At 48.5% G+C, this 26493-nt stretch carries 33 protein-coding genes and 2 tRNA genes; 12 read left to right on the forward strand and 23 right to left on the reverse strand.

Annotation, left to right across the window (positions count from 1 at the left end; genetic code table 11):
- Positions 1–39: 39 nt before the first annotated feature.
- Positions 40–936 (reverse strand): aldo/keto reductase, encoded by an 897-nt coding sequence (locus NA330_RS01705; protein WP_020898737.1) that lies wholly within the window; start codon positions 934–936, stop codon positions 40–42.
- A gap of 50 nt (positions 937–986) precedes the next feature.
- A complete protein-coding gene (locus NA330_RS01710) occupies positions 987–1226 on the reverse strand; it encodes a DUF1289 domain-containing protein (protein ID WP_001538148.1) in 240 nt (79 codons plus the stop codon).
- A 102-nt stretch (positions 1227–1328) separates the two neighbouring features.
- Between NA330_RS01710 and NA330_RS01715 the strand changes: the two genes are divergently transcribed.
- The 4 genes from NA330_RS01715 to rnt all read left to right on the forward strand — a co-directional run bounded on the left by NA330_RS01715 (position 1329) and on the right by rnt (position 4308).
- Entirely contained in the window at positions 1329–1928 is a 600-nt protein-coding gene (locus NA330_RS01715) for a TetR/AcrR family transcriptional regulator (RefSeq protein ID WP_001041823.1), read from the forward strand.
- Positions 1929–1986: 58 nt separating this feature from the next.
- A complete protein-coding gene (locus tag NA330_RS01720; protein ID WP_000092945.1) occupies positions 1987–3084 on the forward strand; it encodes an alkene reductase in 1098 nt (365 codons plus the stop codon).
- A 68-nt stretch (positions 3085–3152) separates the two neighbouring features.
- Positions 3153–3560 (forward strand): lactoylglutathione lyase, encoded by a 408-nt coding sequence (gene gloA, locus NA330_RS01725; protein WP_001237787.1) that lies wholly within the window; start codon positions 3153–3155, stop codon positions 3558–3560.
- Between the two features lie 100 nt (positions 3561–3660).
- Positions 3661–4308, forward strand: coding sequence for a ribonuclease T (rnt, locus tag NA330_RS01730; protein ID WP_001282272.1), 648 nt, complete (start codon positions 3661–3663; stop codon positions 4306–4308).
- A gap of 77 nt (positions 4309–4385) precedes the next feature.
- Here the strand turns inward: rnt and grxD are convergent, their stop codons facing one another.
- Positions 4386–4733 carry a monothiol glutaredoxin 4 gene (gene grxD / locus NA330_RS01735; protein WP_000108176.1) on the reverse strand — a complete coding sequence of 116 codons (348 nt, stop codon included), beginning with the start codon at positions 4731–4733 and terminating at the stop codon, positions 4386–4388.
- Positions 4734–5067: 334 nt separating this feature from the next.
- On the opposite strand from grxD, the gene NA330_RS01740 reads away from it, so the two are divergent.
- Both NA330_RS01740 and sodB read left to right on the forward strand, forming a co-directional pair.
- Positions 5068–5889 (forward strand): C40 family peptidase, encoded by an 822-nt coding sequence (locus NA330_RS01740; protein ID WP_001520344.1) that lies wholly within the window; start codon positions 5068–5070, stop codon positions 5887–5889.
- A gap of 126 nt (positions 5890–6015) precedes the next feature.
- Positions 6016–6597 (forward strand): superoxide dismutase [Fe], encoded by a 582-nt coding sequence (sodB, locus tag NA330_RS01745; RefSeq protein ID WP_000007294.1) that lies wholly within the window; start codon positions 6016–6018, stop codon positions 6595–6597.
- 82 nt (positions 6598–6679) lie between these two features.
- Here sodB and NA330_RS01750 read toward each other — a convergent pair whose 3' ends face one another.
- Positions 6680–6769, reverse strand: a complete 90-nt coding sequence (locus NA330_RS01750; RefSeq protein ID WP_000102277.1) for a YnhF family membrane protein — start codon at positions 6767–6769, stop codon at positions 6680–6682.
- A gap of 295 nt (positions 6770–7064) precedes the next feature.
- Between NA330_RS01750 and purR the strand changes: the two genes are divergently transcribed.
- A complete protein-coding gene (gene purR, locus NA330_RS01755) occupies positions 7065–8090 on the forward strand; it encodes an HTH-type transcriptional repressor PurR (RefSeq protein WP_000190992.1) in 1026 nt (341 codons plus the stop codon).
- Here the strand turns inward: purR and punR are convergent.
- A complete protein-coding gene (gene punR, locus NA330_RS01760; RefSeq protein WP_000269523.1) occupies positions 8087–9019 on the reverse strand; it encodes a DNA-binding transcriptional activator PunR in 933 nt (310 codons plus the stop codon). The two genes, purR and punR, sit on opposite strands and share 4 nt — an antisense overlap.
- A 112-nt stretch (positions 9020–9131) precedes the next feature.
- Here punR and punC point away from each other — a divergent pair, with 112 nt between their 5' ends.
- Together punC and cfa are read left to right on the forward strand one after the other, a co-directional pair.
- Positions 9132–10337 carry a purine nucleoside transporter PunC gene (punC, locus tag NA330_RS01765; RefSeq protein ID WP_001182317.1) on the forward strand — a complete coding sequence of 402 codons (1206 nt, stop codon included), beginning with the start codon at positions 9132–9134 and terminating at the stop codon, positions 10335–10337.
- A gap of 289 nt (positions 10338–10626) precedes the next feature.
- Positions 10627–11775: a cyclopropane fatty acyl phospholipid synthase gene (cfa, locus tag NA330_RS01770; RefSeq protein ID WP_000098879.1), complete on the forward strand. Its 1149-nt coding sequence runs from the start codon at positions 10627–10629 to the stop codon at positions 11773–11775.
- Between the two features lie 41 nt (positions 11776–11816).
- Here cfa and NA330_RS01775 read toward each other — a convergent pair whose 3' ends face one another.
- Positions 11817–12458: a riboflavin synthase gene (locus tag NA330_RS01775; RefSeq protein ID WP_001649624.1), complete on the reverse strand. Its 642-nt coding sequence runs from the start codon at positions 12456–12458 to the stop codon at positions 11817–11819.
- Positions 12459–12674: 216 nt separating this feature from the next.
- Here NA330_RS01775 and mdtK point away from each other — a divergent pair, with 216 nt between their 5' ends.
- The 3 genes from mdtK (at position 12675) to NA330_RS01790 (ending at position 14363) form a co-directional block, all read left to right on the forward strand.
- Positions 12675–14048 carry a multidrug efflux MATE transporter MdtK gene (gene mdtK / locus NA330_RS01780; RefSeq protein ID WP_001175077.1) on the forward strand — a complete coding sequence of 458 codons (1374 nt, stop codon included), beginning with the start codon at positions 12675–12677 and terminating at the stop codon, positions 14046–14048.
- Positions 14049–14199: 151 nt separating this feature from the next.
- A tRNA-Val gene (locus NA330_RS01785) sits at positions 14200–14276 on the forward strand.
- A gap of 10 nt (positions 14277–14286) precedes the next feature.
- Positions 14287–14363: transfer RNA gene (locus tag NA330_RS01790), tRNA-Val, on the forward strand.
- 158 nt (positions 14364–14521) lie between these two features.
- On the opposite strand, the gene ssaU is transcribed toward NA330_RS01790, so the two are convergent.
- The 17 genes from ssaU to ssaG form a co-directional block, all read right to left on the reverse strand.
- Positions 14522–15580, reverse strand: coding sequence for an SPI-2 type III secretion system apparatus protein SsaU (gene ssaU, locus NA330_RS01795; RefSeq protein WP_001291715.1), 1059 nt, complete (start codon positions 15578–15580; stop codon positions 14522–14524).
- Positions 15577–16356, reverse strand: a complete 780-nt coding sequence (gene ssaT / locus NA330_RS01800) for an SPI-2 type III secretion system apparatus protein SsaT (protein ID WP_000068763.1) — start codon at positions 16354–16356, stop codon at positions 15577–15579. Before ssaT ends, ssaU begins: the two co-directional genes overlap by 4 nt.
- Complete coding sequence (ssas, locus tag NA330_RS01805) at positions 16357–16623, reverse strand: SPI-2 type III secretion system apparatus protein SsaS (RefSeq protein ID WP_000999982.1); 267 nt, start codon at positions 16621–16623, stop codon at positions 16357–16359.
- Positions 16620–17267, reverse strand: coding sequence for an SPI-2 type III secretion system export apparatus protein SsaR (ssaR, locus tag NA330_RS01810; protein ID WP_000056367.1), 648 nt, complete (start codon positions 17265–17267; stop codon positions 16620–16622). Before ssaR ends, ssas begins: the two co-directional genes overlap by 4 nt.
- Positions 17268–17334: 67 nt before the next feature.
- Positions 17335–18303, reverse strand: coding sequence for an SPI-2 type III secretion system cytoplasmic ring protein SsaQ (gene ssaQ, locus NA330_RS01815; protein ID WP_023241956.1), 969 nt, complete (start codon positions 18301–18303; stop codon positions 17335–17337).
- Positions 18284–18658, reverse strand: a complete 375-nt coding sequence (ssaP, locus tag NA330_RS01820) for an SPI-2 type III secretion system apparatus protein SsaP (RefSeq protein WP_001223305.1) — start codon at positions 18656–18658, stop codon at positions 18284–18286. The genes ssaQ and ssaP overlap by 20 nt, the downstream gene beginning before the upstream one ends.
- On the reverse strand, positions 18639–19016 hold the full coding sequence (gene ssaO, locus NA330_RS01825) for an SPI-2 type III secretion system apparatus protein SsaO (protein WP_000449089.1): 378 nt from the start codon (positions 19014–19016) through the stop codon (positions 18639–18641). The genes ssaP and ssaO overlap by 20 nt, the downstream gene beginning before the upstream one ends.
- Before the next feature lie 2 nt (positions 19017–19018).
- Positions 19019–20320: a SctN family type III secretion system ATPase SsaN gene (gene ssaN, locus NA330_RS01830; protein WP_023138181.1), complete on the reverse strand. Its 1302-nt coding sequence runs from the start codon at positions 20318–20320 to the stop codon at positions 19019–19021.
- Positions 20310–22355, reverse strand: a complete 2046-nt coding sequence (gene ssaV, locus NA330_RS01835) for an SPI-2 type III secretion system apparatus protein SsaV (protein WP_023241957.1) — start codon at positions 22353–22355, stop codon at positions 20310–20312. The genes ssaN and ssaV overlap by 11 nt, the downstream gene beginning before the upstream one ends.
- Positions 22340–22708, reverse strand: coding sequence for an SPI-2 type III secretion system apparatus protein SsaM (gene ssaM, locus NA330_RS01840; protein ID WP_000383702.1), 369 nt, complete (start codon positions 22706–22708; stop codon positions 22340–22342). The genes ssaV and ssaM overlap by 16 nt, the downstream gene beginning before the upstream one ends.
- A gap of 57 nt (positions 22709–22765) precedes the next feature.
- On the reverse strand, positions 22766–23782 hold the full coding sequence (ssaL, locus tag NA330_RS01845) for an SPI-2 type III secretion system apparatus protein SsaL (protein WP_077916086.1): 1017 nt from the start codon (positions 23780–23782) through the stop codon (positions 22766–22768).
- A complete protein-coding gene (gene ssaK, locus NA330_RS01850; RefSeq protein WP_000011206.1) occupies positions 23748–24422 on the reverse strand; it encodes an SPI-2 type III secretion system apparatus protein SsaK in 675 nt (224 codons plus the stop codon). Before ssaK ends, ssaL begins: the two co-directional genes overlap by 35 nt.
- Entirely contained in the window at positions 24419–24967 is a 549-nt protein-coding gene (locus tag NA330_RS01855; RefSeq protein WP_001531605.1) for a type III secretion system domain-containing protein, read from the reverse strand. Before NA330_RS01855 ends, ssaK begins: the two co-directional genes overlap by 4 nt.
- Before the next feature lie 17 nt (positions 24968–24984).
- Positions 24985–25734 (reverse strand): SPI-2 type III secretion system apparatus lipoprotein SsaJ, encoded by a 750-nt coding sequence (ssaJ, locus tag NA330_RS01860; RefSeq protein ID WP_000868146.1) that lies wholly within the window; start codon positions 25732–25734, stop codon positions 24985–24987.
- A complete protein-coding gene (gene ssaI, locus NA330_RS01865; RefSeq protein ID WP_023194623.1) occupies positions 25731–25979 on the reverse strand; it encodes a SctI family type III secretion system inner rod subunit SsaI in 249 nt (82 codons plus the stop codon). The genes ssaJ and ssaI overlap by 4 nt, the downstream gene beginning before the upstream one ends.
- 11 nt (positions 25980–25990) lie before the next feature.
- Positions 25991–26281 (reverse strand): EscG/YscG/SsaH family type III secretion system needle protein co-chaperone, encoded by a 291-nt coding sequence (locus tag NA330_RS01870; protein ID WP_000444713.1) that lies wholly within the window; start codon positions 26279–26281, stop codon positions 25991–25993.
- Positions 26259–26474, reverse strand: a complete 216-nt coding sequence (gene ssaG, locus NA330_RS01875; protein ID WP_000350226.1) for a type III secretion system needle filament protein SsaG — start codon at positions 26472–26474, stop codon at positions 26259–26261. The genes NA330_RS01870 and ssaG overlap by 23 nt, the downstream gene beginning before the upstream one ends.
- Positions 26475–26493 lie beyond the last annotated feature (19 nt).

Consider the following 26493-nt stretch of genomic DNA (forward strand, 5'->3'; position numbering starts at 1 on the left):
ACTAGCGAAAACATGAACGGAAAGTCAACGAGTTGGCGATTACGGCACGTCATAACCCAGTGCCGCCTTGCGGATTCGGAACCACTGTTGACGCGACAATGACAGCGTTTCCGCTTCTAGTGCGGCGCGTACGCGTTCGATTTTACCCGAGCCAATAATCGGCAGCGGCTGCGACGGCAAACGTAAAATCCAGGCATAGACCACCTGTTCAATAGAACTGGCGTTGAGTTCTTGCGCGATAACGGAAAGTTCCTGGCGCAACGGCTGATAAGCCTCATCATTAAACAGCCGACCGCCGCCAAGACATGACCAGGCCATCGGACGAATACGCAGTTGCTGTAATTGATCTAATGTGCCGTCCAGCAACAAAGGCTGGTGAACCGGCGAGATCTCCACCTGGTTGGTCGCCAGGGTGAACGGCAGGCGCGATTGCAGCAACGTAAATTGCGCTGGCGTAAAATTAGAAACGCCAAAATGGCGCACTTTGCCGCTTTGGTGCAGATGTTGAAACGCCTCGGCGACGTCATCCGCATCCATTAACGGATCGGGACGGTGAATTAACAACATATCCAGATAATCTGTCGCCAGATTTTTTAATGACTGTTCGGCGCTCAGAATAATATGCCGGCGATCGGTAATATAATGACCGAGCCTATTTTCCGCTCTGGCAGTGGTCGCAATACCGCATTTGGTAACGATTTGCAGTTTTTCCCGCAAATGCGGCACCAGCGTTAGCGCCTCGCCAAACGCCGCTTCGCACTGATAACCGCCATAAATGTCCGCATGGTCAACGGTAGTGACGCCCAAATCCAGATGTTCTTCGATAAAACTCACTAACTGACGCGCGGACATATTCCAGTCCATCAAACGCCAGTAACCCATGACAAAACGCGAAAACTCCGGGCCTTGTGGAGCGATGGTGACACGCTGAACCATAACAGATTCCTCATAGAGAATAATGAGGTTGAGTATACGCAATTCCGCGTTTAAAAGAGTGAAGGTTGTTGAGGATCTTCCGATGGGAGAGGCTTATTTGCGCGTATTTTACGCAAGAAACGCTGGCGACAAAGCCGCAGTACATTTTGTTTCTCGGCATCGCTCATTTTTTGCCAGTTAAACCGTTCGTCGCGGCTGCGCATACATCCCCGACAAAAGCCACGCTCATCAGACTGGCAGATACCGCGACATGGGCTTGCTACAGGAAAAAACTCCAACTGCTCGGCCACATCCCCTCCTCAACGTTTGGCGCTTATGACTATTGAAGACGCTAACTGACATTATGGCAACTCTGCTTGCAGTAGACCGACTGGTCTACTATACTGCCTGCTATGAATAAGCAAACCGAACACGATACCCGCGAACATCTGCTGGCCACCGGCGAGCAGCTTTGTATGCAACGGGGTTTTACCGGCATGGGGCTTAGCGAGTTGCTCAAAACCGCCCAGGTGCCTAAAGGGTCGTTTTATCACTACTTTCGCTCGAAAGAAGCCTTCGGCGTCGCCATGCTTGAGCGACATTACGCCTGCTATCATCAGCGTCTTACGGCGCACTTCACCTCCGGTCCCGGTAATCATCGCGATCGTCTTCTCGCCTGGTATCAGGAAACGTTAAAGCAGTTTTGCCAGCAAGGCGCCATCAGCGGTTGCCTGACGGTGAAACTGTCAGCGGAGGTCTGCGATCTGTCGGAGGATATGCGCTCTACGATGGATAAAGGGGCGCAGGAGATCATGGCACTGCTTGCACGCGCGCTGGAAGATGGCCGTAATAGCCACTGTTTACATTTTACCGGCCAGCCGTTGCCACAGGCGCAGGTACTTTATGCCCTGTGGCTGGGCGCCAATTTGCAGGCCAAAATATCCCGTAGCGCCGCGCCGCTGGAAAATGCGTTGGCGCATGTTAAGACCATCATTGCAACGCCTGAGCAGTAACAGGCGTTTTTATTTCCTTTATTACAAGACGACCGGTCTACTTATATCAGGAGCCACTATGTCATCAGCAAAACTGTTTACCCCCCTCAAGGTGGGTGCCATCACGGCGACAAATCGCGTATTTATGGCGCCTTTGACGCGTTTGCGGAGTATTGAACCGGGCGACATTCCTACGCCGTTAATGGCGGAATATTACCGTCAACGCGCCAGCGCTGGATTGATCATCAGCGAAGCCACACAAATCTCCGCACAGGCGAAAGGCTATGCCGGCGCACCGGGATTACACAGCGATGAGCAGATCGCCGCCTGGAAAAAAATCACTCAGGGAGTCCATACCCAGGGCGGCCATATGGCGGTGCAACTGTGGCATACGGGCCGTATTTCACACGCCAGCCTGCAACCAGGCGGACAAGCGCCCGTCGCGCCATCCGCTATCAATGCGGGAACCCGCACCTCTTTGCGTGACGAAAACGGCCAGGCCATCCGCGTAGAAACTTCCACGCCGCGCGCGCTGGATACTCATGAGATCCCCGGGATCGTCAACGATTTCCGCCAGGCTATCGCCAATGCCCGAGAGGCAGGCTTCGATCTGGTGGAGCTGCACTCCGCGCACGGTTATCTGCTGCACCAGTTCCTCTCACCGTCTTCTAATCACCGTACCGATCGGTACGGCGGCAGCGTAGAGAATCGCGCCCGTCTGGTGCTGGAAGTAGTTGATGCCGGCATTAAGGAATGGGGCGCGGACCGTATCGGCATCCGCCTTTCTCCTGTCGGCACTTTCCAGAATGTCGATAACGGCCCGAATGAAGAAGCTGACGCCCTTTATCTGATTGAAGCGTTAGGCAAACGCGGCATTGCTTATCTGCATATGTCTGAACCAGACTGGGCGGGCGGCGAACCGTACAGCGACGCGTTCCGTGAAAAAGTGCGCGCGTGTTTCCACGGCCCCATCATCGGCGCTGGCGCCTATACGCCAGAAAAAGCGGAAGATCTGATCGAAAAAGGGCTGATTGACGCCGTGGCGTTTGGTCGCGATTACATCGCTAACCCGGATCTGGTGGCGCGTCTGCAACGTAAAGCGGAACTTAATCCACAGCGTCCCGAAAGTTTTTATGGCGGCGGCGCGGAAGGCTACACTGACTACCCTACTCTGTAATTTCATTGATAGCGGCCGCACATCGCCGCTATACTTTGAATATCTTGACTATTTTAAGGACAACGAAAATGCGTTTATTGCATACTATGCTGCGCGTCGGCGATTTGCAGCGTTCCATCGCTTTTTACACTAACGTTCTGGGCATGAAATTGCTGCGTACCAGTGAGAATCCGGAATACAAATACTCGCTGGCCTTTGTGGGATATGGTCCGGAAACGGAAGAAGCGGTCATCGAACTAACCTATAACTGGGGCGTTGAGAGCTACGACATGGGCAATGCGTATGGGCACATCGCGCTGAGCGTTGACAATGCTGCTGAAGCCTGTGAACGCATTCGTCAGAACGGCGGCAACGTGACCCGTGAAGCGGGGCCGGTAAAAGGCGGTTCGACCATCATCGCCTTCGTTGAAGATCCGGATGGCTATAAAATCGAATTGATTGAAGCTAAAGACGCAGGCCGCGGTCTGGGTAACTGATCCCCCGCCGGGCGCAGGTCACTGCGCCCGTTGTTTTACTGCATCCCGGCGTAAAATTTGCCATAATACGCGCTGCATTTTTTCGTATTAAGAGACTCAGATGTCCGATAACGCTCAACTTTCCGGTCTGTGCGACCGTTTTCGTGGTTTTTATCCTGTCGTCATCGACGTTGAAACTGCAGGATTTAACGCTAAAACCGATGCGCTGCTCGAAATCGCCGCCATCACGCTGAAAATGGATGAACAAGGCTGGCTGATGCCGGACACGACGCTGCATTTCCATGTGGAGCCGTTCGCTGGAGCCAACTTACAGCCGGAAGCGCTTGCGTTTAACGGTATCGATCCCTCTAACCCGCTACGCGGCGCGGTGAGTGAATATGAGGCGCTACACGCTATTTTCAAAATGGTGCGTAAAGGTATCAAAGACAGCGGTTGTAGTCGCGCCATTATGGTCGCGCATAACGCCACTTTTGATCACAGTTTTATGATGGCCGCCGCAGAGCGCGCCTCGCTGAAACGTAACCCGTTTCATCCGTTCGTCACCTTTGATACTGCGGCATTGAGCGGACTGGCGCTGGGACAAACGGTGTTATCAAAAGCGTGCCTGGCGGCAGGTATGGAGTTTGACGGCGAAAAGGCCCATTCCGCTTTGTATGATACCGAGCGGACAGCGGTGCTGTTTTGTGAAATCGTCAATCGCTGGAAGCGCCTGGGCGGCTGGCCGTTACCTTTGCCGACGGACAAATAACGAGGCTAACAACGCCGCTCTTGCTCACGATGGCGGTAAAAAAGCGACCTTTACAGGTCGCTTTCCCCTTTCACAGATTACTCTGCGTCCGGCTCCTGAGTTTTATATTTTGCCGCAGTTTCTTTAATAAGCTGCTGCAGCTCGCCACGCTGATACATTTCAATCACAATATCACACCCGCCGACCAGCTCACCGTCCACCCACAGTTGTGGGAATGTCGGCCAGTTGGCGTATTTCGGTAATTCAGCGCGAATATCCGGGTTTTGCAGGATATCAACATAGGCAAAACGTTCCCCGCAGGCTGAAAGCGCCTGAACGGCCTGCGCAGAGAAACCACAGCTTGGCAGTTTCGGTGAACCTTTCATATACAGGAGAATCGGGTTTTCAGCGATCTGGCGCTGAATTTTTTCGATAGTGGTGCTCATTGTCTCGCTTCCTTAAACTACTTTTACGACCGAAGCCTGTCATTGTAACGGGTCAGGCTGGCAACGGAAAATAACATTTTCATCATGCCTTATTATTTTACCGTCTGCGGGAATAAGTTGTATACAAAATATCTTTTAAGCGGGTTGCCGCGCAGTGATTTGTAGATAACGCGTTCGTGTTTAGCATTAATTGCTATTTTTTTACATCTGTTAACGAAACATAGCTTCAGAAACCAAAAGCAATTACCAATCTGTGCTTTTGTAGATTAGAATTATCAGGTTTTGTAAATCATACGCAGGCATGAATTGCCTGCCTTTAACAGAGGATTGCTCAGTGGCGCGGATAAACAAAATCTCGATCACGCTCTGTGCTTTACTTTTTACTACTCTCCCCTTTACGCCAATGGCCCATGCTTCCAGGCAAGCCAAAGCGACGCCTGCTGTTTCTCATGTCACGAAAACGGCAGATAAAAAGAAAAGCACAACGAAAAAGATTAGTAAAACCAGCAAAAAAAACGTAAAAAAAACCTCAAAAACCAGCCGTTCTTCTTCCGCTTCTACGCCAAAACGTACCACCGCCTCCACGAAATCTCGTCATACGACGCATCGTCGTAACAGAACCGCGCCCACGTCAATCGCCGCCCTCGACGTAACGGAAAAATGCACGACGCGTAAAGGCCGTAAGCCGCACTGCGTGAAGGGGAAAGGAACATTGCCGGTCTCTATTGCCGATGCGCATCGTGCAAAAGTACAAAAAGCGACGAAAACCGCGATGTCCAAACTCATGAATCAGATTGGTAAACCGTATCACTGGGGAGGCGCGTCGCCGCGCACCGGTTTTGATTGCAGCGGTCTGGTTTATTATGCCTATAAAGATTTAGTGAAGATCCGTATCCCCCGAACGGCGAATGAGATGTATCACCTGCGTGACGCGGCGCCTATTGAGCGTAGCGAGTTGAAAAACGGCGATCTGGTGTTCTTTCGTACGCAGGGGCGCGGCACCGCCGATCACGTTGGCGTCTATGTCGGCAACGGTAAGTTTATTCAGTCTCCACGCAGCGGTCAGGAAATTAAGATCACCTCACTGAACGAAGAGTACTGGCAACGTCATTATGTCGGCGCCCGTCGGGTGATGACGCCTAAAACAATTCGCTAATATTTTATCCTGTCGTTTAACGACAGGATAACTTCTTCTTTTGCGCCACCTCTCAATTTGCTACCCTATCCTTACGCGCACCAGGGTTATTGTGCGTGCGCAATATTAATAATAAGGAGAGAAGCAATGTCGTTCGAATTACCTGCATTACCGTATGCCAAAGATGCTCTGGCGCCGCATATTTCTGCTGAGACGCTGGAATATCACTATGGCAAACATCATCAGACTTACGTGACCAATCTTAACAATTTGATCAAAGGCACGGCGTTTGAAGGCAAATCGCTGGAAGAGATCGTGCGCGCCTCCGAAGGCGGTATCTTTAATAACGCCGCTCAGGTATGGAACCACACCTTCTACTGGAACTGCCTGGCGCCAAACGCCGGTGGCGAACCGACCGGGAAACTGGCTGATGCTATCGCGGCATCTTTTGGCAGCTTCGCGGAATTTAAAGCGCAGTTCACCGATGCCGCTATCAAAAACTTTGGTTCCGGATGGACATGGCTGGTAAAAAGCGCTGATGGCAAACTGGCTATCGTTTCTACCTCAAATGCCGGTACGCCGCTGACTACGGATGCAACGCCGTTGCTGACGGTTGATGTGTGGGAACACGCGTATTACATCGACTACCGCAACGCCCGTCCAAACTATCTGGAGCATTTCTGGGCGCTGGTTAACTGGGAATTTGTTGCGAAAAATCTCGCCGCATAAGTCTGAGTACGCAGAAGGTACGCCTTCTGCGTTTTAGAGAGGGATAGAATAGAGGAGACGCCCACCCTCAGAAGAGAGGAAATCAGTGCAGAGCGGCCGTTAATCCACCTGCGACAATCACGCCCAGAACAATCAGCGTAGTAATCAACGAAAATTTCAGGTCGGTACTCATCAAGTTTTCTCCTTTTTATTCCCACACAAAAAGTGATATAGCGCATTTTTGCACATTCCCGCACAAAAATCTCTCATGTTTTATATTGATAACTGTTTTTAACGCTTCCCCTTTTCCTCAAGATCAGACAAAATTCCAGGCTTACTGAATTAGCGTAACGGCCATTGACCCCTTCCTGACGTTCCGTGTCGTTTTTCCGGCGTGCCGCAACCCTGATGTTGCGATTAGGGTGTGTGTAGGCAAACGTTTACCTGGCGTTTCTCAGGAGCTTAGCGAGGGTCTGGAGTGAAATGTAATGGCAACAATTAAAGATGTAGCGAAACGAGCAAACGTTTCCACTACAACTGTATCACACGTAATCAACAAAACGCGTTTTGTCGCTGAAGAAACGCGTAACGCGGTCTGGGCGGCAATTAAAGAGCTGCACTACTCTCCCAGCGCCGTCGCGCGTAGCCTGAAGGTTAACCATACCAAGTCGATAGGCTTACTGGCGACCAGCAGCGAAGCGGCCTATTTTGCCGAAATTATCGAGGCGGTTGAAAAAAACTGTTTCCAGAAAGGCTATACGCTGATTTTAGGCAACGCCTGGAATAACCTGGAAAAACAGCGCGCCTACCTGTCCATGATGGCGCAAAAGCGCGTGGATGGCCTGCTGGTGATGTGTTCTGAGTATCCAGAACCTCTGCTTTCCATGCTGGAAGAGTATCGCCATATTCCGATGGTGGTGATGGACTGGGGTGAAGCGAAGGCCGATTTTACCGACACGGTGATTGATAACGCCTTTGCAGGCGGCTATATGGCGGGTCGTTATCTGGTTGAGCGCGGCCACCGGGATATCGGCGTTATTCCCGGCCCGCTGGAGCGCAACACCGGCGCGGGCCGGCTGGCAGGCTTTATGAAAGCCATGGAGGAGGCGTTGATCAACGTGCCGGACAACTGGATTGTTCAGGGCGACTTCGAGCCGGAATCCGGTTACCACGCGATGCAGCAAATTTTATCGCAGTCACATCGCCCTACCGCCGTTTTCTGCGGCGGCGATATTATGGCGATGGGCGCGCTTTGCGCGGCTGACGAAATGGGGCTTCGCGTACCGCAGGACGTTTCGGTGATCGGTTATGACAATGTGCGTAACGCCCGTTTCTTTACCCCGGCGCTGACGACGATTCACCAGCCCAAAGACTCTTTAGGCGAAACCGCATTTAATATGCTATTGGATCGCATCGTCAATAAGCGTGAAGAGTCACAGTCTATTGAAGTTCATCCACGCCTGGTTGAGCGTCGCTCGGTCGCTGACGGCCCGTTCCGCGACTATCGGCGTTAATCCCCGCTGTCGGGAGCCTCTTCTGGCTCCCGCAGCCACTCCCGATTCAACGTTTCGCTATCGCCCAAATAGTCCAGCAGCCATGCCAGCGCGGGCGAGGCTTCGTTTTGCTGCCACGTCACGCAACAGGCCGCATCGGGAAACGGATTCTCTAACGTCAGCGCCACCCATTTTCCGCTGTCTATCCACTGTCGGGCAAAATGCGTCGGCACCATTCCCACGCATAGTCCTGCCGACAGGCAGGTTGCCGATGACTCCCAGTCCGGTACGACGACCCTTTTTTGGTTATCCAGCAGCCAGGTAATCCGTTTCGGTAAGGTTCGCGAAGTGTCTTCCCTGACCAGCGACGGCCAGTTGCGCAGGGTATCATCGCTTAACGGCCCAGGCATCGACGCCAGCGGGTGATCGCTTGCCACTACGCAGCTCCAGCTCAGGGTCCCCATATCCCGAAAAGCGTAACGCCCCCCTACCGGAATCGCCTGCGTCGCCCCAATCGCCAGCTCGACACGCCCGTCGGAGAGCGCGTCCCAGACGCCGTTAAACACCTCCTGAAAAACCAGCAGTTCCACATCGTCAAAATGGCGATAGAAATCGACGATCATCTGCCGGGTACGTTCTGGTCTGACGATATTGTCCACCGCAATAGCTAACTGCCCGCGCCAGCCATTAGCAATTTGCTGACACTGCTGGCGAGTGATCTGCATTTTTTTGATAACAGAACGCCCTTCTTTTAAAAACCAGACGCCAGCAGGCGTCAGTTCAACATCACGGTGACGTCGTACAAAAAGCGGTACGGCCAGCCACTCCTCTAGCTGACGAACGGTGTAACTGACTGCTGAAGGCACACGGTGCAGTTCCTGCGCCGCCGCGCTAAAACTGCCATTGCGCGCCACGGCGTCAACCACTTCAAGCGAGTATTCCGACCACATAATTTGCCTACAAAAATTTTGAATTCACTGGACAAATATTAACGTTTCACAACCGTAATTTCACTCCCTACACTCTGCGACAATGTCTGTCTGATAAGAAAGAGAAACAAATATGCAACCTGGAAAAGGTTTTTTAGTCTGGTTAGCCGGTCTTAGCGTGCTGGGATTTCTGGCTACGGACATGTACCTGCCCGCGTTTGCCGCCATACAGGCGGATTTACAAACGCCTGCCGCCGCGGTCAGCGCCAGCCTCAGCCTGTTTTTAGCTGGCTTTGCCGTCGCGCAACTACTTTGGGGACCGCTATCGGATCGTTATGGCCGTAAACCGATTTTACTGCTGGGGTTATCTATCTTTGCGCTCGGAAGTCTGGGGATGCTGTGGGTAGAAAGCGCGGCAGCACTGCTGACGCTGCGCTTCGTGCAGGCCGTCGGCGTTTGCGCGGCAACGGTAATCTGGCAAGCGCTGGTGACCGATTATTATCCTTCGCAAAAAATTAACCGTATCTTCGCCACGATCATGCCACTGGTGGGATTATCCCCGGCGCTTGCGCCCTTACTGGGAAGCTGGATACTGACGCATTTCTCATGGCAGGCGATTTTCGCCACCCTATTCGTGATTACGTTGTTGCTGATGTTGCCGGCGCTGCGTTTAAAACCATCGGTAAAAGCGCGTACCGAAGGACAGGATAAACTCACTTTCGCGACGTTGTTACGCTCTAAAACCTATCGCGGTAATGTGCTGATTTATGCCGCCTGTTCCGCCAGCTTTTTTGCGTGGCTAACAGGGTCCCCGTTTATTCTCAGCGCGATGGGTTACAGCCCGGCAGTGATTGGCCTGAGCTATGTTCCGCAAACCATCGCTTTTCTGATTGGCGGATATGGTTGCCGCGCGGCGCTACAAAAATGGCAGGGCTACCAATTGCTTCCGTGGCTGTTAGGGCTGTACGCGCTGAGCGTTATCGCCACCTGGGGAGCGGGCCTTCTGAATAATGCCTCACTGGTGGAGATCCTGATTCCTTTCTGCGTAATGGCGATTGCTAATGGCGCCATCTACCCTATCGTCGTCGCGCAAGCGTTACGCCCTTTCCCTCAAGCCACGGGGCGCGCTGCGGCGCTACAAAATACGCTGCAACTGGGGTTATGTTTCCTGGCAAGCCTGGTGGTTTCATGGCTCATCAGCACGCCGCTGTTGACCACCACCAGCGTAATGCTCTCTACCGTTGTTCTGGCGGCGTTAGGTTACAAAATGCAGTCTCATGCAGAGTGCGCTGAGGCCGAATTTCACCATGCCAATGTCGCCCACGACAAGTCTCACTAAAAGCTTGTTAACCGCTGGTAATTAGCACGCTAACAATTTTCGGTTGAATCATCAAAAATTGCGGCCTATACTGATTCACGGTTGTTTATATTACGATAATTATTAGGCATTAACGGGAACCGGAGCGTTCCCGATTCACCATGGATGGCCTTTTCGGCAAGGGTTCCTCCCTTCCTCTGTTCTACGTCGGATAACTGGCTCACGGAATTGTCCGTGGGATTTCTCACAAAGCCAAAAAAGCGTCTACGCTGTTTTAAGGTTCTGATCACCGTCCAGTGATGGAGAAACTATGAGTTCATCGTGTATAGAAGAAGTCAGCGTACCGGATGATAACTGGTACCGAATCGCCAACGAATTGTTAAGTCGCGCGGATATTACAATTAATGGTTCCGCCCCGTCTGACATTCGTGTTAAGAATCCCGATTTTTTTAAACGCGTCCTTCAGGAAGGATCGTTGGGGTTAGGTGAGAGTTACATGGATGGCTGGTGGGAATGCGAGCGTCTGGATATTTTCTTCAGCAAAGTCTTACGTGCCGGTCTTGAAAATCAACTCCCCCACCATGTTAAAGATACGCTCCGTATCCTCGGCGCGCGTCTGATTAATCTACAAAGTAAAAAACGCGCCTGGATTGTCGGCAAGGAACATTACGATCTTGGTAATGACCTTTTTTCCCGTATGCTCGATCCCTATATGCAATATTCTTGCGCCTACTGGAAAGATGCCGATACGCTGGAAGCGGCACAGCAAGCCAAGCTGAAATTAATTTGCGAAAAGCTACAGCTACAACCGGGGATGCGTGTGCTGGATATCGGCTGCGGCTGGGGCGGCCTGTCGCAATATATGGCGACCCATTATGGCGTTAGCGTGGTGGGCGTAACGATCTCCGCTGAACAACAAAAAATGGCGCAGACGCGTTGCGAAGGTCTGGATGTCTCCATTCTCCTGGAAGATTATCGCGACCTTAACGATCAGTTTGACCGAATCGTCTCCGTCGGTATGTTCGAACATGTCGGGCCAAAAAATTACAACACCTATTTTGAGGTCGTTGACAGGAATTTAAAACCGGATGGTCTTTTCCTGCTCCATACTATTGGTTCTAAAAAAACCGATCATAATGTCGATCCGTGGATCAATAAGTATATTTTCCCCAACGGTTGCTTGCCGTCTGTTCGTCAAATCGCCGAGGCCAGCGAATCACACTTTGTAATGGAAGACTGGCATAACTTTGGCGCCGACTATGACACGACTCTGATGGCGTGGCACGAGCGCTTTATCAATGCCTGGCCAGAGATTGCGGGCAATTATAACGAGCGCTTTAAACGTATGTTCAGCTATTATCTCAACGCCTGCGCGGGTGCGTTTCGCGCGCGTGATATCCAGCTTTGGCAGGTGGTATTTACGCGCGGCGTTGAAAACGGTCTGCGCGTTCCTCGCTAATCATCTCCCCCGCATTTCATGCGGGGGAATCTTATTTTCCGTTAGCCAATGTCGGCCTGATTTCTGACCGCATTTTCTCGTGCAGCCAGTACGCGTTCTACGGTATCGACAACCGCCTGCGTTTGCGGATCGATCTCGATATTCACACGCTCACCCAGTTTTTTTCTGCCAAGCGTAGTACGTTCCAGCGTTTCCGGAATGAGATGCACGCAGAAGCGCGTTGGCGTTACCTCGCCGACGGTCAAACTGATGCCGTCGACGCCGATAAAGCCTTTGTACAGGATATACTTCATCAGGGACGCATCCTGCACTTTAAACCACACCTGATGGTTATTTTCGGAGGTCAGGATTTTCGCGATCTCCGCCGTCGTAATAATATGCCCCGACATCAGATGTCCACCGATTTCATCGCTGAATTTGGCGGCGCGCTCTACGTTGACCTCATCACCTACCCTCAACGCGCCCAGATTGGTGATGCGCAACGTTTCTTTCATCAGATCAAAGCTTATCTGGTTGCCGTTTATTTCAGTCACCGTCAAACAGCATCCGTTATGCGCTACCGACGCCCCCGTCTCCAGCCCCTCCAGCATGTAGTCCGGTAACATCACCACATGGGTGCGAAAGTTGGGTTTTTCATCAATCGATACCAGTTTCGCGGTACCCTGTACGATCCCCGTAAACATATCTTCAACTCCTGAAATAAATAAAAGCAGAACTGTTCAGCACAATAGCAGGTGGAAAAACAGCTTGCCAGCAATGCGCCGTTAACAACTGTTTTTTCGCTGGAGAAATAGTAATACCCCGCTACAATAGACTGAAATTTCCCCTGCTATTTCTTTTGGCTGCCACTACGGCGGCTTTTTAGTCTTTCATATAACAACAAAATAAAAGGTGAATACGTGCAGAAGTATACCAGTGAAGCGCGTCAGTTATTAGCGTTAGCGATACCGGTGATCCTTGCGCAAGTGGCACAGACCGCAATGGGATTCGTCGATACCGTCATGGCGGGAGGCTATAGCGCTACGGACATGGCTGCCGTCGCTATCGGCACCTCTATCTGGCTTCCCGCCATTTTGTTTGGTCACGGCTTACTGCTGGCCTTGACGCCGGTGATTGCGCAACTCAATGGCTCCGGCCGTCGTGAGCGTATCGCGCATCAGGTTCGACAAGGGTTCTGGCTGGCGGGCTTTGTCTCCGTGCTGGTGATGATCGTCCTGTGGAATGCCGGATACATTATCCGCTCCATGCATAATATTGATCCGGCGCTGGCCGATAAAGCCGTGGGTTATCTTCGCGCGCTGCTGTGGGGCGCGCCAGGATACCTTTTCTTTCAGGTAGCGCGAAACCAGTGCGAAGGTCTGGCCAAAACCAAACCGGGTATGGTGATGGGATTTTTGGGCCTGCTGGTGAATATTCCGGTGAACTATATTTTTATCTATGGCCATTTTGGTATGCCGGAACTCGGCGGTATCGGCTGCGGCGTTGCGACTGCGGCGGTCTATTGGGTGATGTTTATCGCCATGCTTTCTTACATTAAACACGCGCGTTCAATGCGTGATATTCGTAATGAAAAAGGCTTTGGCAAACCTGATAGCGTCGTCATGAAGCGCCTGATTCAACTGGGGTTGCCGATTGCGCTGGCGCTGTTCTTTGAAGTGACGTTGTTTGCGGTCGTTGCGCTGCTGGTTTCGCCATTAGGTATTGTGGATGTCGCGGGTCATCAGATTGCGCTTAACTTTAGCTCGCTGATGTTCGTGCTGCCGATGTCGCTGGCTGCGGCGGTAACAATTCGAGTGGGTTATCGTCTGGGCCAGGGATCAACGCTGGATGCGCAAACCGCAGCGCGTACCGGTTTAGGCGTCGGCATTTGTATGGCTGTGGTTACCGCGATCTTTACCGTGACTCTGCGTAAGCATATTGCTTTGCTCTACAATGACAACCCCGAGGTCGTGGCGCTTGCCGCGCAATTAATGCTGCTCGCTGCGGTTTACCAGATTTCCGACTCTATACAGGTTATCGGCAGCGGTATTCTGCGCGGTTATAAAGATACGCGTTCCATCTTTTTTATCACCTTTACCGCCTACTGGGTGTTAGGTTTACCCAGCGGTTATATCCTGGCGTTAACGGATCTGGTGGTGGATCGTATGGGACCGGCAGGCTTCTGGATGGGGTTCATCATCGGCCTGACCTCGGCGGCGGTGTTAATGATGCTACGGATGCGCTATCTACAACGTCAGCCGTCCGCCATCATTTTGCAGCGCGCTGCGCGATAATACGACGATAGCCGTCGCATGGCGGCTATTTTCTCGACATGTTGCATATTTCCACCGCAATCAGGTGATTTCAGGAAGAAAATTGCGATTTCCCTCTTGCCTCATTGCAGTTGTGACGCTAATATTCGTCCCCGTTGTCACCTACAACGTTGCGTTCATAGCTCAGTTGGTTAGAGCACCACCTTGACATGGTGGGGGTCGTTGGTTCGAGTCCAATTGAACGCACCATCATTTTAATGCGTCTGTAGCTCAGTTGGTTAGAGCACCACCTTGACATGGTGGGGGTCGATGGTTCGAGTCCATTCAGACGCACCAATCCATTATCTTGTTTAATTTTATAATACGCTATCTGGTGCTTGTGCCAGGCTAAAAACGATTATTTTCAGTCTCTCACCTTTATCGTCAAGCGCTGCTCTATACGCTATTACCCCTCTTAACCTTCGCAGTGTCTTGAAGAAGCATACCAAAGGCATTTATGGTGTTTCGGTAGAATGCGCATAATCTATCTTCATCACCATACGTAACAAGGCTGCAACGGGTTCAAATAACGTTTCAGGAATTTTATCTCCGCGTTCCACTTCAAAAAATAATGAGCGGGCCAGCTCAACATTTTCAACAACGGGGATGCAGTTGCGTTCAGCGATGTTAACAATATAGTTAGCTTGAGCATCACTGCCTTTTTCCAGGACGCGTGGTATTGGCATATCGGTGGGATGATAGCCAAGACAAACCGCAATATGCGTTGGATTACGCACTACCGCAACAGATTGTTTAACAGATTGAGCTAAACTCCCACTTTGTATTTCACTCTGCATTTCCCGACGCCGTGTCTTCATTTGAGGGTCGCCCTCCAGATCTTTATGCTCCTGTTTTACGTCATCTTTACTCATTTTTAGATCTTTTCTAATCTTATAATATTGAAAAGAATAGTCCAGTATGCCAACGACGATATAAAAAGCCATCACCCCTACCCATAACCATTTTATTAAAGAAGAAACCACAAGCACGCCACAGGCTAACCCACAGTACGGTAGCGCCCGAAAAGTACTGGCATAATAATAAAAGAAAAAGGCAAAGATAAGAGATAACATGATAACTTTCAGGCTGGATTTACATAATTCTACTACGCTATGTAAAGAGAAAATCTGCTTAAAATTACTTACCGGATTTATATGCTCGCTTTTAAAACCTATGGCCTTGCTGGCAATAACCACCCCCACCTGAAGAAACACGCTACCCACAGTAGCAACTATTACCCCAGCGCCCAGAAACAGCAGTGCAGAAGTCAATGACTCTATTAAAGCATGACTCAATTGCGTTAATGCATAAGAAAATGGTTTATTTACTAATTGTAATGTGAAAGTTATTGACTCAATCAGTATCAAAATCATCTTTTCAGTAAAGAAATGAAAATACAAATAAAGCGCAATCAGCTGAAATAATGATGTTATTTCGATACTTTTGACGACCTGCCCTTCCTTACGACCATCACGTAATTTCTTTTCTGTAGGCTGTTCTGTTTTCTCGCTCATACAGATGGAAACCAGTCTTTTAGATAAATATAAAACTTATCGCTTTCAACCAAATAGTGATGAAGAGCATAAGGGAATGAGATCAGGAGCGTGAGTAGAACTAATATACTTTTGAGCGGCATTGAGAAGAAAAACACATTCAGTTGTTGTGCCGACCGATTTAAAAGACCTAAAGCCAGATCGGCTAATACCATACATATTATGGCAGGAACAGAGAAACTGACACATAATTGATAAAGCGTTCTCCACTCTGCCTGGATATATTTTAAAAATTGCCGGTCAAATAATAAAGTACGCCCTGGTGGTAAATATTGATATGACTCATACAGAATATTTAATATAAACTCCATGCCGCCGCTTATAAAGAAAATAACACACAAAAACTGGCTGAAAAGCAAGCCAAAAAGTGAGGTTTCAGCTTCCATTGTAGAATTGAATATCGTACCCATTGTCGCGCCACGTAAAGTATCAAGCAGAAACCCCGCCATATCAACGGCCCAAAAGGGAACCGCCGCACAAAACCCAATTAAAAAACCAATAATCACCTCTCCGGTGACTAACCCTAACCAACTGTAATCTTTACCAATATGCATCATAATCTTCTGCTGGTAAATGATTGGTAATATCGGAAAGGTAAGTGACATAAGCACGCCATTACGTAAAAGTGCGGCCCCTAAACTGCCACTTTTTAATAAGGGAAGTAATAAAGAAAGGCTCAATGGTCGAATAAAAGCCACAGCCAATGCAATAAGCCACTCATTTACCTGTTGTGCCATTCAACCATGCTCTCCAATTCGTAACATTATCTGCCGGGTATAATTCAACAGGATACCGCTAAGCCATGGGTAGCTGACCATTAAGGTTATTGCAATTGCCAATAATTTAATCATAAACTGTAGCGTTTGGTCCTGTATTTGAGTCAAGGCCTGAACAAGGCTTACGATGACACCAACTACCGATGCCACCAACACTACCGGCATAGACGTAAAAAGGACGATCCATAAAAGTTGCGTTACAAATTGCGTCAATTCAGAATCATTCATGAAAAGCTCTGTACCAATTGCGCCAGTGTCAGATCCCAACCACCTGCCAGTAAAAATATTAGCAGCTTAAACGGTAATGAAATGGTCATCGGCGACACCATCATCATCCCCATAGCCAGCAGTATATTTGAAATAAGCAGGTCAATAGCCAGAAAGGGAAGATAAATAAGTAATCCAATCCGAAATGCCTGCGTTAACTGACTCACCGTAAATGCCGGAATTAATATGAGCAAAGAATCAGGTTTTATCTTTCTTTTTATGTCTTCAGGCCAGGTTCGTTTTATCAAATTCCGAAAATAATTGGCTTCCTTCTCTTCAGAGTTTTTTTGCAAAAACTGTCGATAAGGCGCTAATGCTTTACTGTCCCACTCAGACGTCCAGAAAGGAGCGCCAGCGACCTGAACCGGATGCCAGCGCTCTTTTACAGCTAATAGCGTCGGCCCCATAATGAATAAGGAAAGTACAAGCGCAAGGCCATACAGTGCGATATTTGGGGGAACTTGTTGAATACCCAGAGCATTTCGTAAAATCGAAAATACCACCGCCAGTTTAAGGAAAGAAGTTCCCATGACGATAATGAGAGGCAGTATTGAAAGCAGAAACAATATACCAATCAGTTGCAAAGGCGAATCGGGTAAAGACATACTGTATCTCTCATGACACGACCTGGAACGCTATTATATTGTTCGCATATTATTTTTCTTATCAGGTTTACGCTGTATTTTTGGAAAGATACCAACGTGTAATACGCACCATAAATTCATTGCCACAGGCAATCAACTCACCTTGCCCAATAATACGGTCATTTACTCTTATCGTCACCTCTGGCGCAAAACATCCCCCTACAGGCAAAACGTCCCCCGTTTTAAGTTGTCGTAATTGTCCAATTTCCAGACTCGCACGTCCGACCTCAAAGAGCACCTGTTGTGGTATCTGCTCAAGCTCGACTGAAGACGTTCCATCACTCTTTGACATTGGGCTCCCTGACGCAAGTAGCGTTTCGATATCCTGGACTAATTCGTCAAATTTCATCGTGTTATCCTCTGTCAGTAACACCCTCGCGTAGATACCCCCAGGTAGTTGAATAGCAAAAAAACCGAGTCTGATGTCGCCGAAGCAATGAATCCGAACGCCCATGCCGATTTCGATAGACTCAAGTTCGATTAATGTAAGCTGGCACCAGCCTGAATATACAGGGACTACCACAGGAGGGGCAGGATAAATCTGTTGTCGCTCAGCAGAAAGCTCTCCGACTATATTGCGCAAAAAACCCGTTGGCCATGTAAAAATAATGCTATGGAACTCATGTTCTTCAACTGTCCATTTAATATGCAACGCTAGCTGATGTGGTAGATTACTGCAGGATGTTGGCGGTTCGTTCTGACAGAAGGTTGCATCACTGGCTTGCAATAACGGCGCCAGCCCCCATTCAGCTATTCCATATAGCAATTCAGGATCGATAGCCGATCGATTAGCGGTGCCAATTAACCCTTCACACCAGCGCTGCCAGCATTGTTCTGCAATCCACACCCTACCCAGCTCATTATGATAATGTATGGTAAATAACGTCCCTTGCTGTACTGGATATTGTTGCATACTCAATGTCAGCTCACCAATGGTAGCGCCTTGCGTTGGAAGCATCTCCATCCACGGACGCTCTTCATTCGCTATTCTTAACATAGAATATCTCCAGGGAAATTATATACCCCATATGCAGCAACTGAGACTCCAGCCACTGCTTTAGCGCTTTCATCGAACGGTAAATTTCATGATGAGGGACATTGATTCTTAACTGGATTAGCCCCCCTGATTCACATACTTCACACTCTACACCGTCAAGATAACCACCACTAACACGATAACGTTGCGTGAAAACCACGTTCTTGTTCAATGCTACAGGAGGATTATTCTCACCAATGGGTAATGCCTGGTGCATGAGTTGTTCAAAGTCCATACGTTCCGCCTCCGCCTCGTTATCATCCTGATAAGACTGGCATGGCAACCCAAGACTTCCCTCAACTTTGGTAATACGCATCGCTTAATACCATAGTAATTTTTTCTTTCTTTTTCATAAGCGCATTAAAATTCTTCTGTAATTCGCTTCGCCGGGAGACAAGCTGCTGATACTGATTCTCTAACTGCTGCCGTTGCGTCAAAAAGCTCTGCGCCTGAGTGAATAACCCGGCCATTTGTTGTTTCTTATCCAACAATAAATGACAAGATAACGTACCTTGCCAGCCCATTAATTCTTTCAGTCTGGTAGACACTGCTAAAGCGCGCGTCTGGCAAATCTGCTGTTCAGTAATAATCGCCTGTTGCTGCTGATCAAGTACGGTAAGTTTGCCGCGTAATTGCTTTTCACGCCGCGCGATTATCTCCAGCAAAGTTTCCATGATCACTCGGTGAGTATTTGGTGTAATTTTTCTATGAGTAGCTCGGGTCCGCATACTTCATCCTTACTTTGTCGCAAAAATGTGCAAATATCCGGATAGGTATCAATGGCTTTGTCAGTATCAGTATCAACTCCTCGCTGGTATTCCCCAATGCGTATTAACAGCTCAACCTCCTGGTAAAGCGCCAGGCACCGTCGCAATATCGCCGCCAGTTGACGATGCTCATGGCTGGTAACGACTGGAAAAACGCGGCTGAGCGTTGCCAACACGTCAATGGCAGGATAATGCCCCCTCTCTGCAAGCCGCCGGGATAACACAATATGTCCGTCAAGCAGTGAACGGACTTCATCCGCCAACGGCTCATTCATATCATCGCCTTCCACCAGTACCGTATAAAATGCGGTAATACTGCCTTTTTCCCCCATTCCTGTACGTTCTAAAAGTCGTGGCAATGCACTAAATACGCCTGGCGGATATTCTCCAGAAACTGCGGTCTCTCCGGCGGCCAGTGCGATTTCCCGCGCGGCCCTGGCATAACGCGTCAGTGAGTCGGCAAGCAAGACGACTCGCTTTCCATTATCACGAAAAAATTCTGCTATCGTGGTGGCCACAAACAGCGCCCTCACGCGCTCTAAGGCGGGTCTGTCAGAGGTTGCGACAACAATGACACAACGTTTTCGGGTCTCTTCAGACAATGTAAAATCGATGAACTCGCGGACTTCTCGTCCACGTTCACCAATTAACACCAGAACATTGCAGTCTGCGTCTGGCGCATTACACAGCATCGCCAGAAGCGTGCTTTTCCCCACGCCAGGAGCAGAAAAAATACCCACTCGTTGCCCTTCACCACAGGTCGCAACGCTATCAATAGCGCGAATCCCCGTCATTAATGGTTGAGTGATAGGCTGTCGAACCATTGCGGGAGGAGGCATTGCATCATAGTCTTTCCAGCAGACTTCGGGCAGTTCGCGGCCATCAAGGGGACGACCAAAGCCATCAATGACTCGCCCTAATAACGCTTCGCCCACGGGAACCTGATGGCGTCGCCTTAAGGCCATCACTTGCTGCCCGCAGTGAAGTCCGATAGTACTCGTAAAAGGAGATAGCAAAGCTTTGTTGCCATTAATCCCCACGACTTCAGCAAGTTCTTCTCCAGGCTTTATACAGCACAACTCACCCATAAATACCCCAGGCAACCACGCATTTAACAACGTTGCGCTGACATCCTGAATTCGGCCCCATCGACAATAACCATCGGGGGGCGGATATTTCAGCCTCAGACGTTGCATCAATTCATTCTTCATTGTCCGCCAACTCCTCTTCGCTAAGGTCAATACTTTCTACCACTTGTATAAGGCTCTCCTCTCCTAATTCCTGCCATGACAAAATCGGTACGTCGAACAAGGTGGCTTCTGTAATTTTTCGCAAGAAACGTCGGGTGTCGACAGAAGTGACAATGAATAATTTGGCTGACTGCTTCAGCGCCTGCTCGATAAGTTGCAGGATCTGCGTCTTATGACGAGACGACAGCGCAGTATAGGTCCCCATTGCCGTCTGGCGAATGGATTCACGCACGAGGTTCTCAATACCTTCGCCGATCCGCAAAATCGGCAGCGGTTTTCCTTCCGGATTAAGACGACGCAGAATATGACGGCGAAGCGCGATACGGACATATTCTGTCAACATCAGGACATCTTTTTCACGTGGCGCCCAATCAATTAAGGTGCCGAAAATAAGACGTAAATCTCTAATAGAAACCCGTTCTGATACAAGCCGTTGCAAAGTTTCAGCGATTTTATTAATGGGTAACTGGCGCTGAAGCTCTTTCACCAGCTCAGAGTAGTTTTTTTCCATCGCATTCATTAGATAACGCGTTTCCTGAACACCAATAAACTCTCCCATATGGCGAAGCAGGACACATTTTAATAAGGCAGAGATACGTTGGCTGCCCGCGAAAACGTCCAGTCCAAAACCTTGCGCCTTATGGGCCATCTCTTTTGTAAGCCAACAGATCTGCCCCATCCCGTTCGGTAACGTCTGGCTGTCACCCACCACACTAGCGTCCGCGCCTATCAATAAATAATCCGCCTGGGCGGGGATAGATAAACTAAATACGGGTTCCTGATATAGCAGTACCGTCAATTTTTCGGTGGGTTCAGGCAAAACTTCAATATTCACCTCAGGGAGAGGGACGCCGGTATCCTCAAATAAAAACCATCTCATGGCGTCAATATCACGAATCAGGTCGGCAGAATGTAACGTCGGGGTAAGACGTAAGATTAGAGGACATGCGCCGGGAACCATACTATCTTTTTCCGGTGCTTCGACGCCATTTGCGGAAACCACAGACTTTTTGCGGCGAATGAGGATAATTGGCAATGCTAACAACGCTGAAAAGAAAGCGAGAGTGATAAAAGGAAAGCCAGGAATTAAAGCGAGGAGCATTAAAACCACAGCGGTTAATATGAGCGACTGAGGTTGTCTGGCAATTTGAGAACTCAACTCTGTCGCCAGGTTCTGGCGTTTCTCACCCGGAACACGGGTGACAATAATTCCCGCGCTAAGGGAAATCAGCAGCGATGGAATTTGCCCACATAAACCATCTCCGATTGACAGTACGCTATAAGTGTGAACAGCCTCACTCATCGACATATCATATTGCACGATAGCGATAATGATACCGCCGATAATGTTCACCAGAACAACAATAATACCGGCAATCGTATCGCCTTTAACAAATTTCATCGCACCGTCCATCGCACCGAGAAAGCGGCTTTCCTGCTGGACGTGCTGTCTTAATGTACGGGCATGCTCTGCATCGATAACTCCGGCACGCAAATCGCCATCGATACTCATTTGTTTGCCTGGCATCCCATCAAGCGAGAAACGTGCGCTAACTTCCGCCACCCTCTCGATACCTTTTGTAATGACAATAAACTGCACGATAGTAATGATGGTAAATACGACCAACCCAACGGTGAGATTTCCTCCTACGACAAACTTACCGAAGGCATCCACAATATTACCGGCATTATGTTGTAACAGTACCAGCCGTGATGTGCTGATTGTGAGTGACAAACGATATAATGTAGTAATAAGTAATAAAGACGGAAATACCGATAAATCGAGAGGGTCACTAAGATAAATAGCAATTAAGAGCAGGATCACTGAAAACATAAGGTTGATAGTAATCAGGATATCAACCATCCAGGTCGGCAAAGGTAACAGCATCATCACAATAGCGATTAATAACACCGTCGCCAGAACCATATCCTGCCGACCCGCGCATACACTGAGCCACTGTTGCGCCCTGACTCCCTCACCTAACCATGAACGCATTGCGACTCCAGAAATTTTATTTGTCGATGATGTAATCGTAACCAGAGCTCGGCGGAGCTGGAAAGAGGAGGAGAACAACTCATTGCAAGCCCATCGCGCAACAAAAATAATCGCTGAGGAATACCCTGAAACGCTGCGGGTTTCCAGTTAGCCAACGCTTTAAAAAGCAGTTCTTCGTCTAAGAAGGTTTGCTTGAGTATCTGACATAAGTGAATACGACCGTTATGATAGTTTAGATAGGTTTCATATTGTCCTTGCCGCCAGAACATATTGGTTGCTAAAGGCCGTTCAGCTAATCCTGCTAATTGAATAAAAAGCTGAATATTACGTTCAGTAATGAGATCCCAATCCATCCTGACGCCTCATGATGAGCCAGAAAGCCAATTTACCTAAATATTGAAAGCCAGGTATCAGAATAAAACCTGATTTATCTTTACTTCACGAAGCGTTTCGAGAATTTGTTCACGTTGATCTTCGTCGTTAAAACAGTTATCGGGTATCAGCATAAACTGCGCATCAAGTTGTTGGAGTAACCGATTGAACATCTTCGATGAAGAAACTATAGCGGTAAGTCTATCAAGCAACCAATCACTGAAAAGCCAGCGCTCACAAATAATATCGAGTAGTAGCGGCAGTAATGTATTAGGCGGCAACTGGCAAATCCACTCCTCACGCTGGCACTCTTTTTCAAGGCCAAGGAATAACAGCAAACGACGCAAACGTACTAATGCTGCGGCCAAACGACTTTGCTCCGAGGGTTCGATGCATATGCTAAGTTCAAAGGCTATTGCTCTTAGCAAAATACGGACCCGTTCACAGCGATCCGGCCAGTCTGCCACGCGTCTGAACCACTGCGATAAGGGCATTTCATCGTTGTCTATCGCCTGTTGCATAAAACGCTTCAGCGAGGACAGCGTAGCGGTATCCACTTCGCCAAGTTCCAGTAAACTAAAAACGGCAAGTTCCCATCCCTCCTCCGCTGTAAGCGTATCCAGTTGCGATTGCAAATCGCGTTTTTTCTTTTTTGACAACCCGCCGGCAGTAAGCGCCATTGCAAGAGCGATAATTTGATACGCATTCTGTAAATCAGGATCACTATTCTCTTCGGTAAGCGGACGCAACGTTGCCCCATTATCCTCCTGTATTTGTTTTATCAAACGCAGCAAAGCCTGCTGTCTGCGCTCCAGTTTCTCAGCATCCGTGAATTTATAACTTTCGCGCAGTTTACCACTCAGCGCCATTCCTATTTCTTCCATCGTCTCATAGAGCGCTGCCCCCGTCGTTTCCTGTAACTCCTGGAGAGCTAACATTGAAGGCGAAATAACCTCTTGTTCCTCTATAACCTGACCAGGGGTAAATGCTGTAGGGGGCGTCATTTTTATCTCATTAATTTTAATATTCATCGCTACCTCCTTTATCTTCACCATTACGTAACCATTTCAGTAACGCGTTGAAATGACGAGAAAGTGAAAATTCAACGGCATATCGTGTTGAGGAAAGTTCAGCCTGATCGGGAGAGAAACCAGACTCGATAATCAACGTAAACCGCTTGCCAAAAGTTTCACGCATCAATGCCTCTTTTTCAGGATGAATACGCAAATAAAGCGCTCCCTCTTCCGCCATAGCCGTAGCCTGGCGTGCCAGACGATGGCACATAACACTGTCTACCGACTGTTGGTCGAACCAGGCCAACAGAACCTGTTCTATACTATTTTTAATATGATGCTCTGCTTGATCGACCAATGAACGAAATTGATTTTCATCGTCTTGTAAATGTTTTACATGCTGTTCCAGCCATTCCACTTCCATTTTTTCCAGCGTATTTTTACGCAACCACGCTAGTTCTTGTTGCTGCTCAACTTTCTGTTCACGCTGATAACGATAGGCGTCTCGGATGATTTTTTCAGCCTTACGGTAAGCGGAGCTCACAATAGCATGTGAAACTCTCTTAGCTTGTTGCTCTTGTGCAAATAAAGTTAATTGTAATGTTATCCACTGTGACTCAATAATATTTCGAGCGGGTAGCTTATGGTTAATTTCCGTCAGTGGAAGTGAAGTGAAACTCATAGCAAATGCTCCATGAAGATAATCTCGGTAAGAGAAGTCTTCGGCCAAAGTATACGCTGCGGAGGGGGTAATAATACTAATAGCGCATGTAAAACCGCATCGTCATGCGCTTCCCGATTAAGAATGGCGGTACCGATCTGCAATGCAGTTTGTTGCATCACTTGCGGAGGAAGTAATTTGCCATCTCTTTGCCCCAACCAACCATATAGCTGCCAGATCTCATCCTCACTAAACCACTGTAGAAGCAATTGCCGATACTCTGGTAGCATAAAATAGTCACTGCACCTGAGTTTGAATAATCCCAGCCCAAAGGCAAATGCCGATATACGCGGCGCAAGACGAACCTGCCGTTTTTGCCTGTCATTTAAACAGGCTGGAATAACAGAGCTTCCCCTTAGTCTATTTAACGCTCTGTCAAGAAGACGATCCAACTCGGGCCGATCGCCATAACGCCAGCAGTTTGAAGGATGAAAACCCAGCTTATCAAGCCATTCCGGTACAGCGTAACGAGCAGGTTGCCAGAAATAACGATAAAGTTGCAACACCTCGGGATCAGGTCGGCTCAAAAACGGCGTCTCAGGCAAAAATAGCCGATCAGGATGCCCACTCCTATTAACAGTCCTGTCAACGATAACATCAACTGATAAGGGTATTTCATCAACCACTTCTCCACCTTCCCTTTATTGGCGTTGATCACGTCCATAATCCAGAATGTTTGTTTCACGGGTACATCAGGTACCATTCTGAATTCAGCAGGCTGCATCAAGATACTAATCTTACTGTATTGCAACCCAGGAATTGACATTTCTATTAAATCTTTAATTTTTACCCGAAAGGCCTCCATATTGACCTGAGGTGAATATTTTATAAATACGGCAACTGAGCTCGGAGAAGCGTTACTTCCCTCATCATAAGTCGGTAGCGCAATGGTCACTTTTGCATTAATTACGCCCTCCATCTGACTCAGCATTCCTTCAATTCTTTGTTCTTTTAAAAAATTAATCTTCTGCTGTTCTTCCTGGGGTGATACCACTAACTGATTAGCCGGAAACATCTTATCCGCCGTTGTAAACTGCCGATGCGGATAACCGTTAAGTCTAAGTAGCTCAACCGCATTAATAAACTGCGACTGCTCGACACGTAAGGTTACACCATCCTCTTCCTGTTTTTTTTCCGCATCAATATGATGCTGCATAAGTAATGCCAGCATTTGATTCGCCTCATCTTCTGGCAATGAGCGATAAAGATCCACATCACATGCCGTAAGAAAGAACGTAAGGACAGTAAGAAATACTATACGCTGAACCTTCATGTCATGCTATCCAGCTTATTAAGCGCTTGCGATGCTGCGCCTGATATTCTGGCAAGATAATCGACGCCTACCGTTAACTGCATATAATCCATTTGACTGGTCAACATAACCTGCGGTAATAAAGCACTGGCGTTACTGGTGGATGCATCATCTTTCAGCAATTGTTCAAAAAAATTAATTTGCTCCTGACTCGGTTCTGCAGAGGACTTTACATAAGATTGAGTGCTTACAGGCACTACGCTCATATCAGAAATATTCAATTTTCAAACCCCTCATTTGGTGCAGGAAATAACAGACGCAGCGCCATAGCCTCTGGCAAATCAATATCCGATAAAATTTTTGCGGCTTTTAGCGGCTCATTTAAACCCGCCAACAATAATGCCAGACATACCAACTGTAATTTTTTATCCGGAACAATAACCGTTAGCGCTGGTAACATCGCATGTACCTGGGAAATCAGGCTATGGTTAACGCCCGCAAACATGATTTCCAGCAACAACCGTCGAACATCGTCGCTAATAACTTCAGATTTTAGCAATGATTCCACTAAGCATATCCTTGATCATTTTGATCAGTGAACTTTCGTAATTAATAAATGTAGAATACTGCTGTAAGGCAAATTGCGCTTTAATCATCGATTCTGGGTTGAGCAAATCATTACCATTCATTTTGTCATTAATGGCCTGGCCTGCCTGGTGCGCCATGTGGGAGAGCATATCCACTAATTGTGCAATATCCATAATGCTTTTCCTTAAAATA

The sequence above is a fragment of the Salmonella sp. NW722 genome (assembly GCF_051702785.1).
GTDB lineage: Bacteria > Pseudomonadota > Gammaproteobacteria > Enterobacterales > Enterobacteriaceae > Salmonella > Salmonella enterica.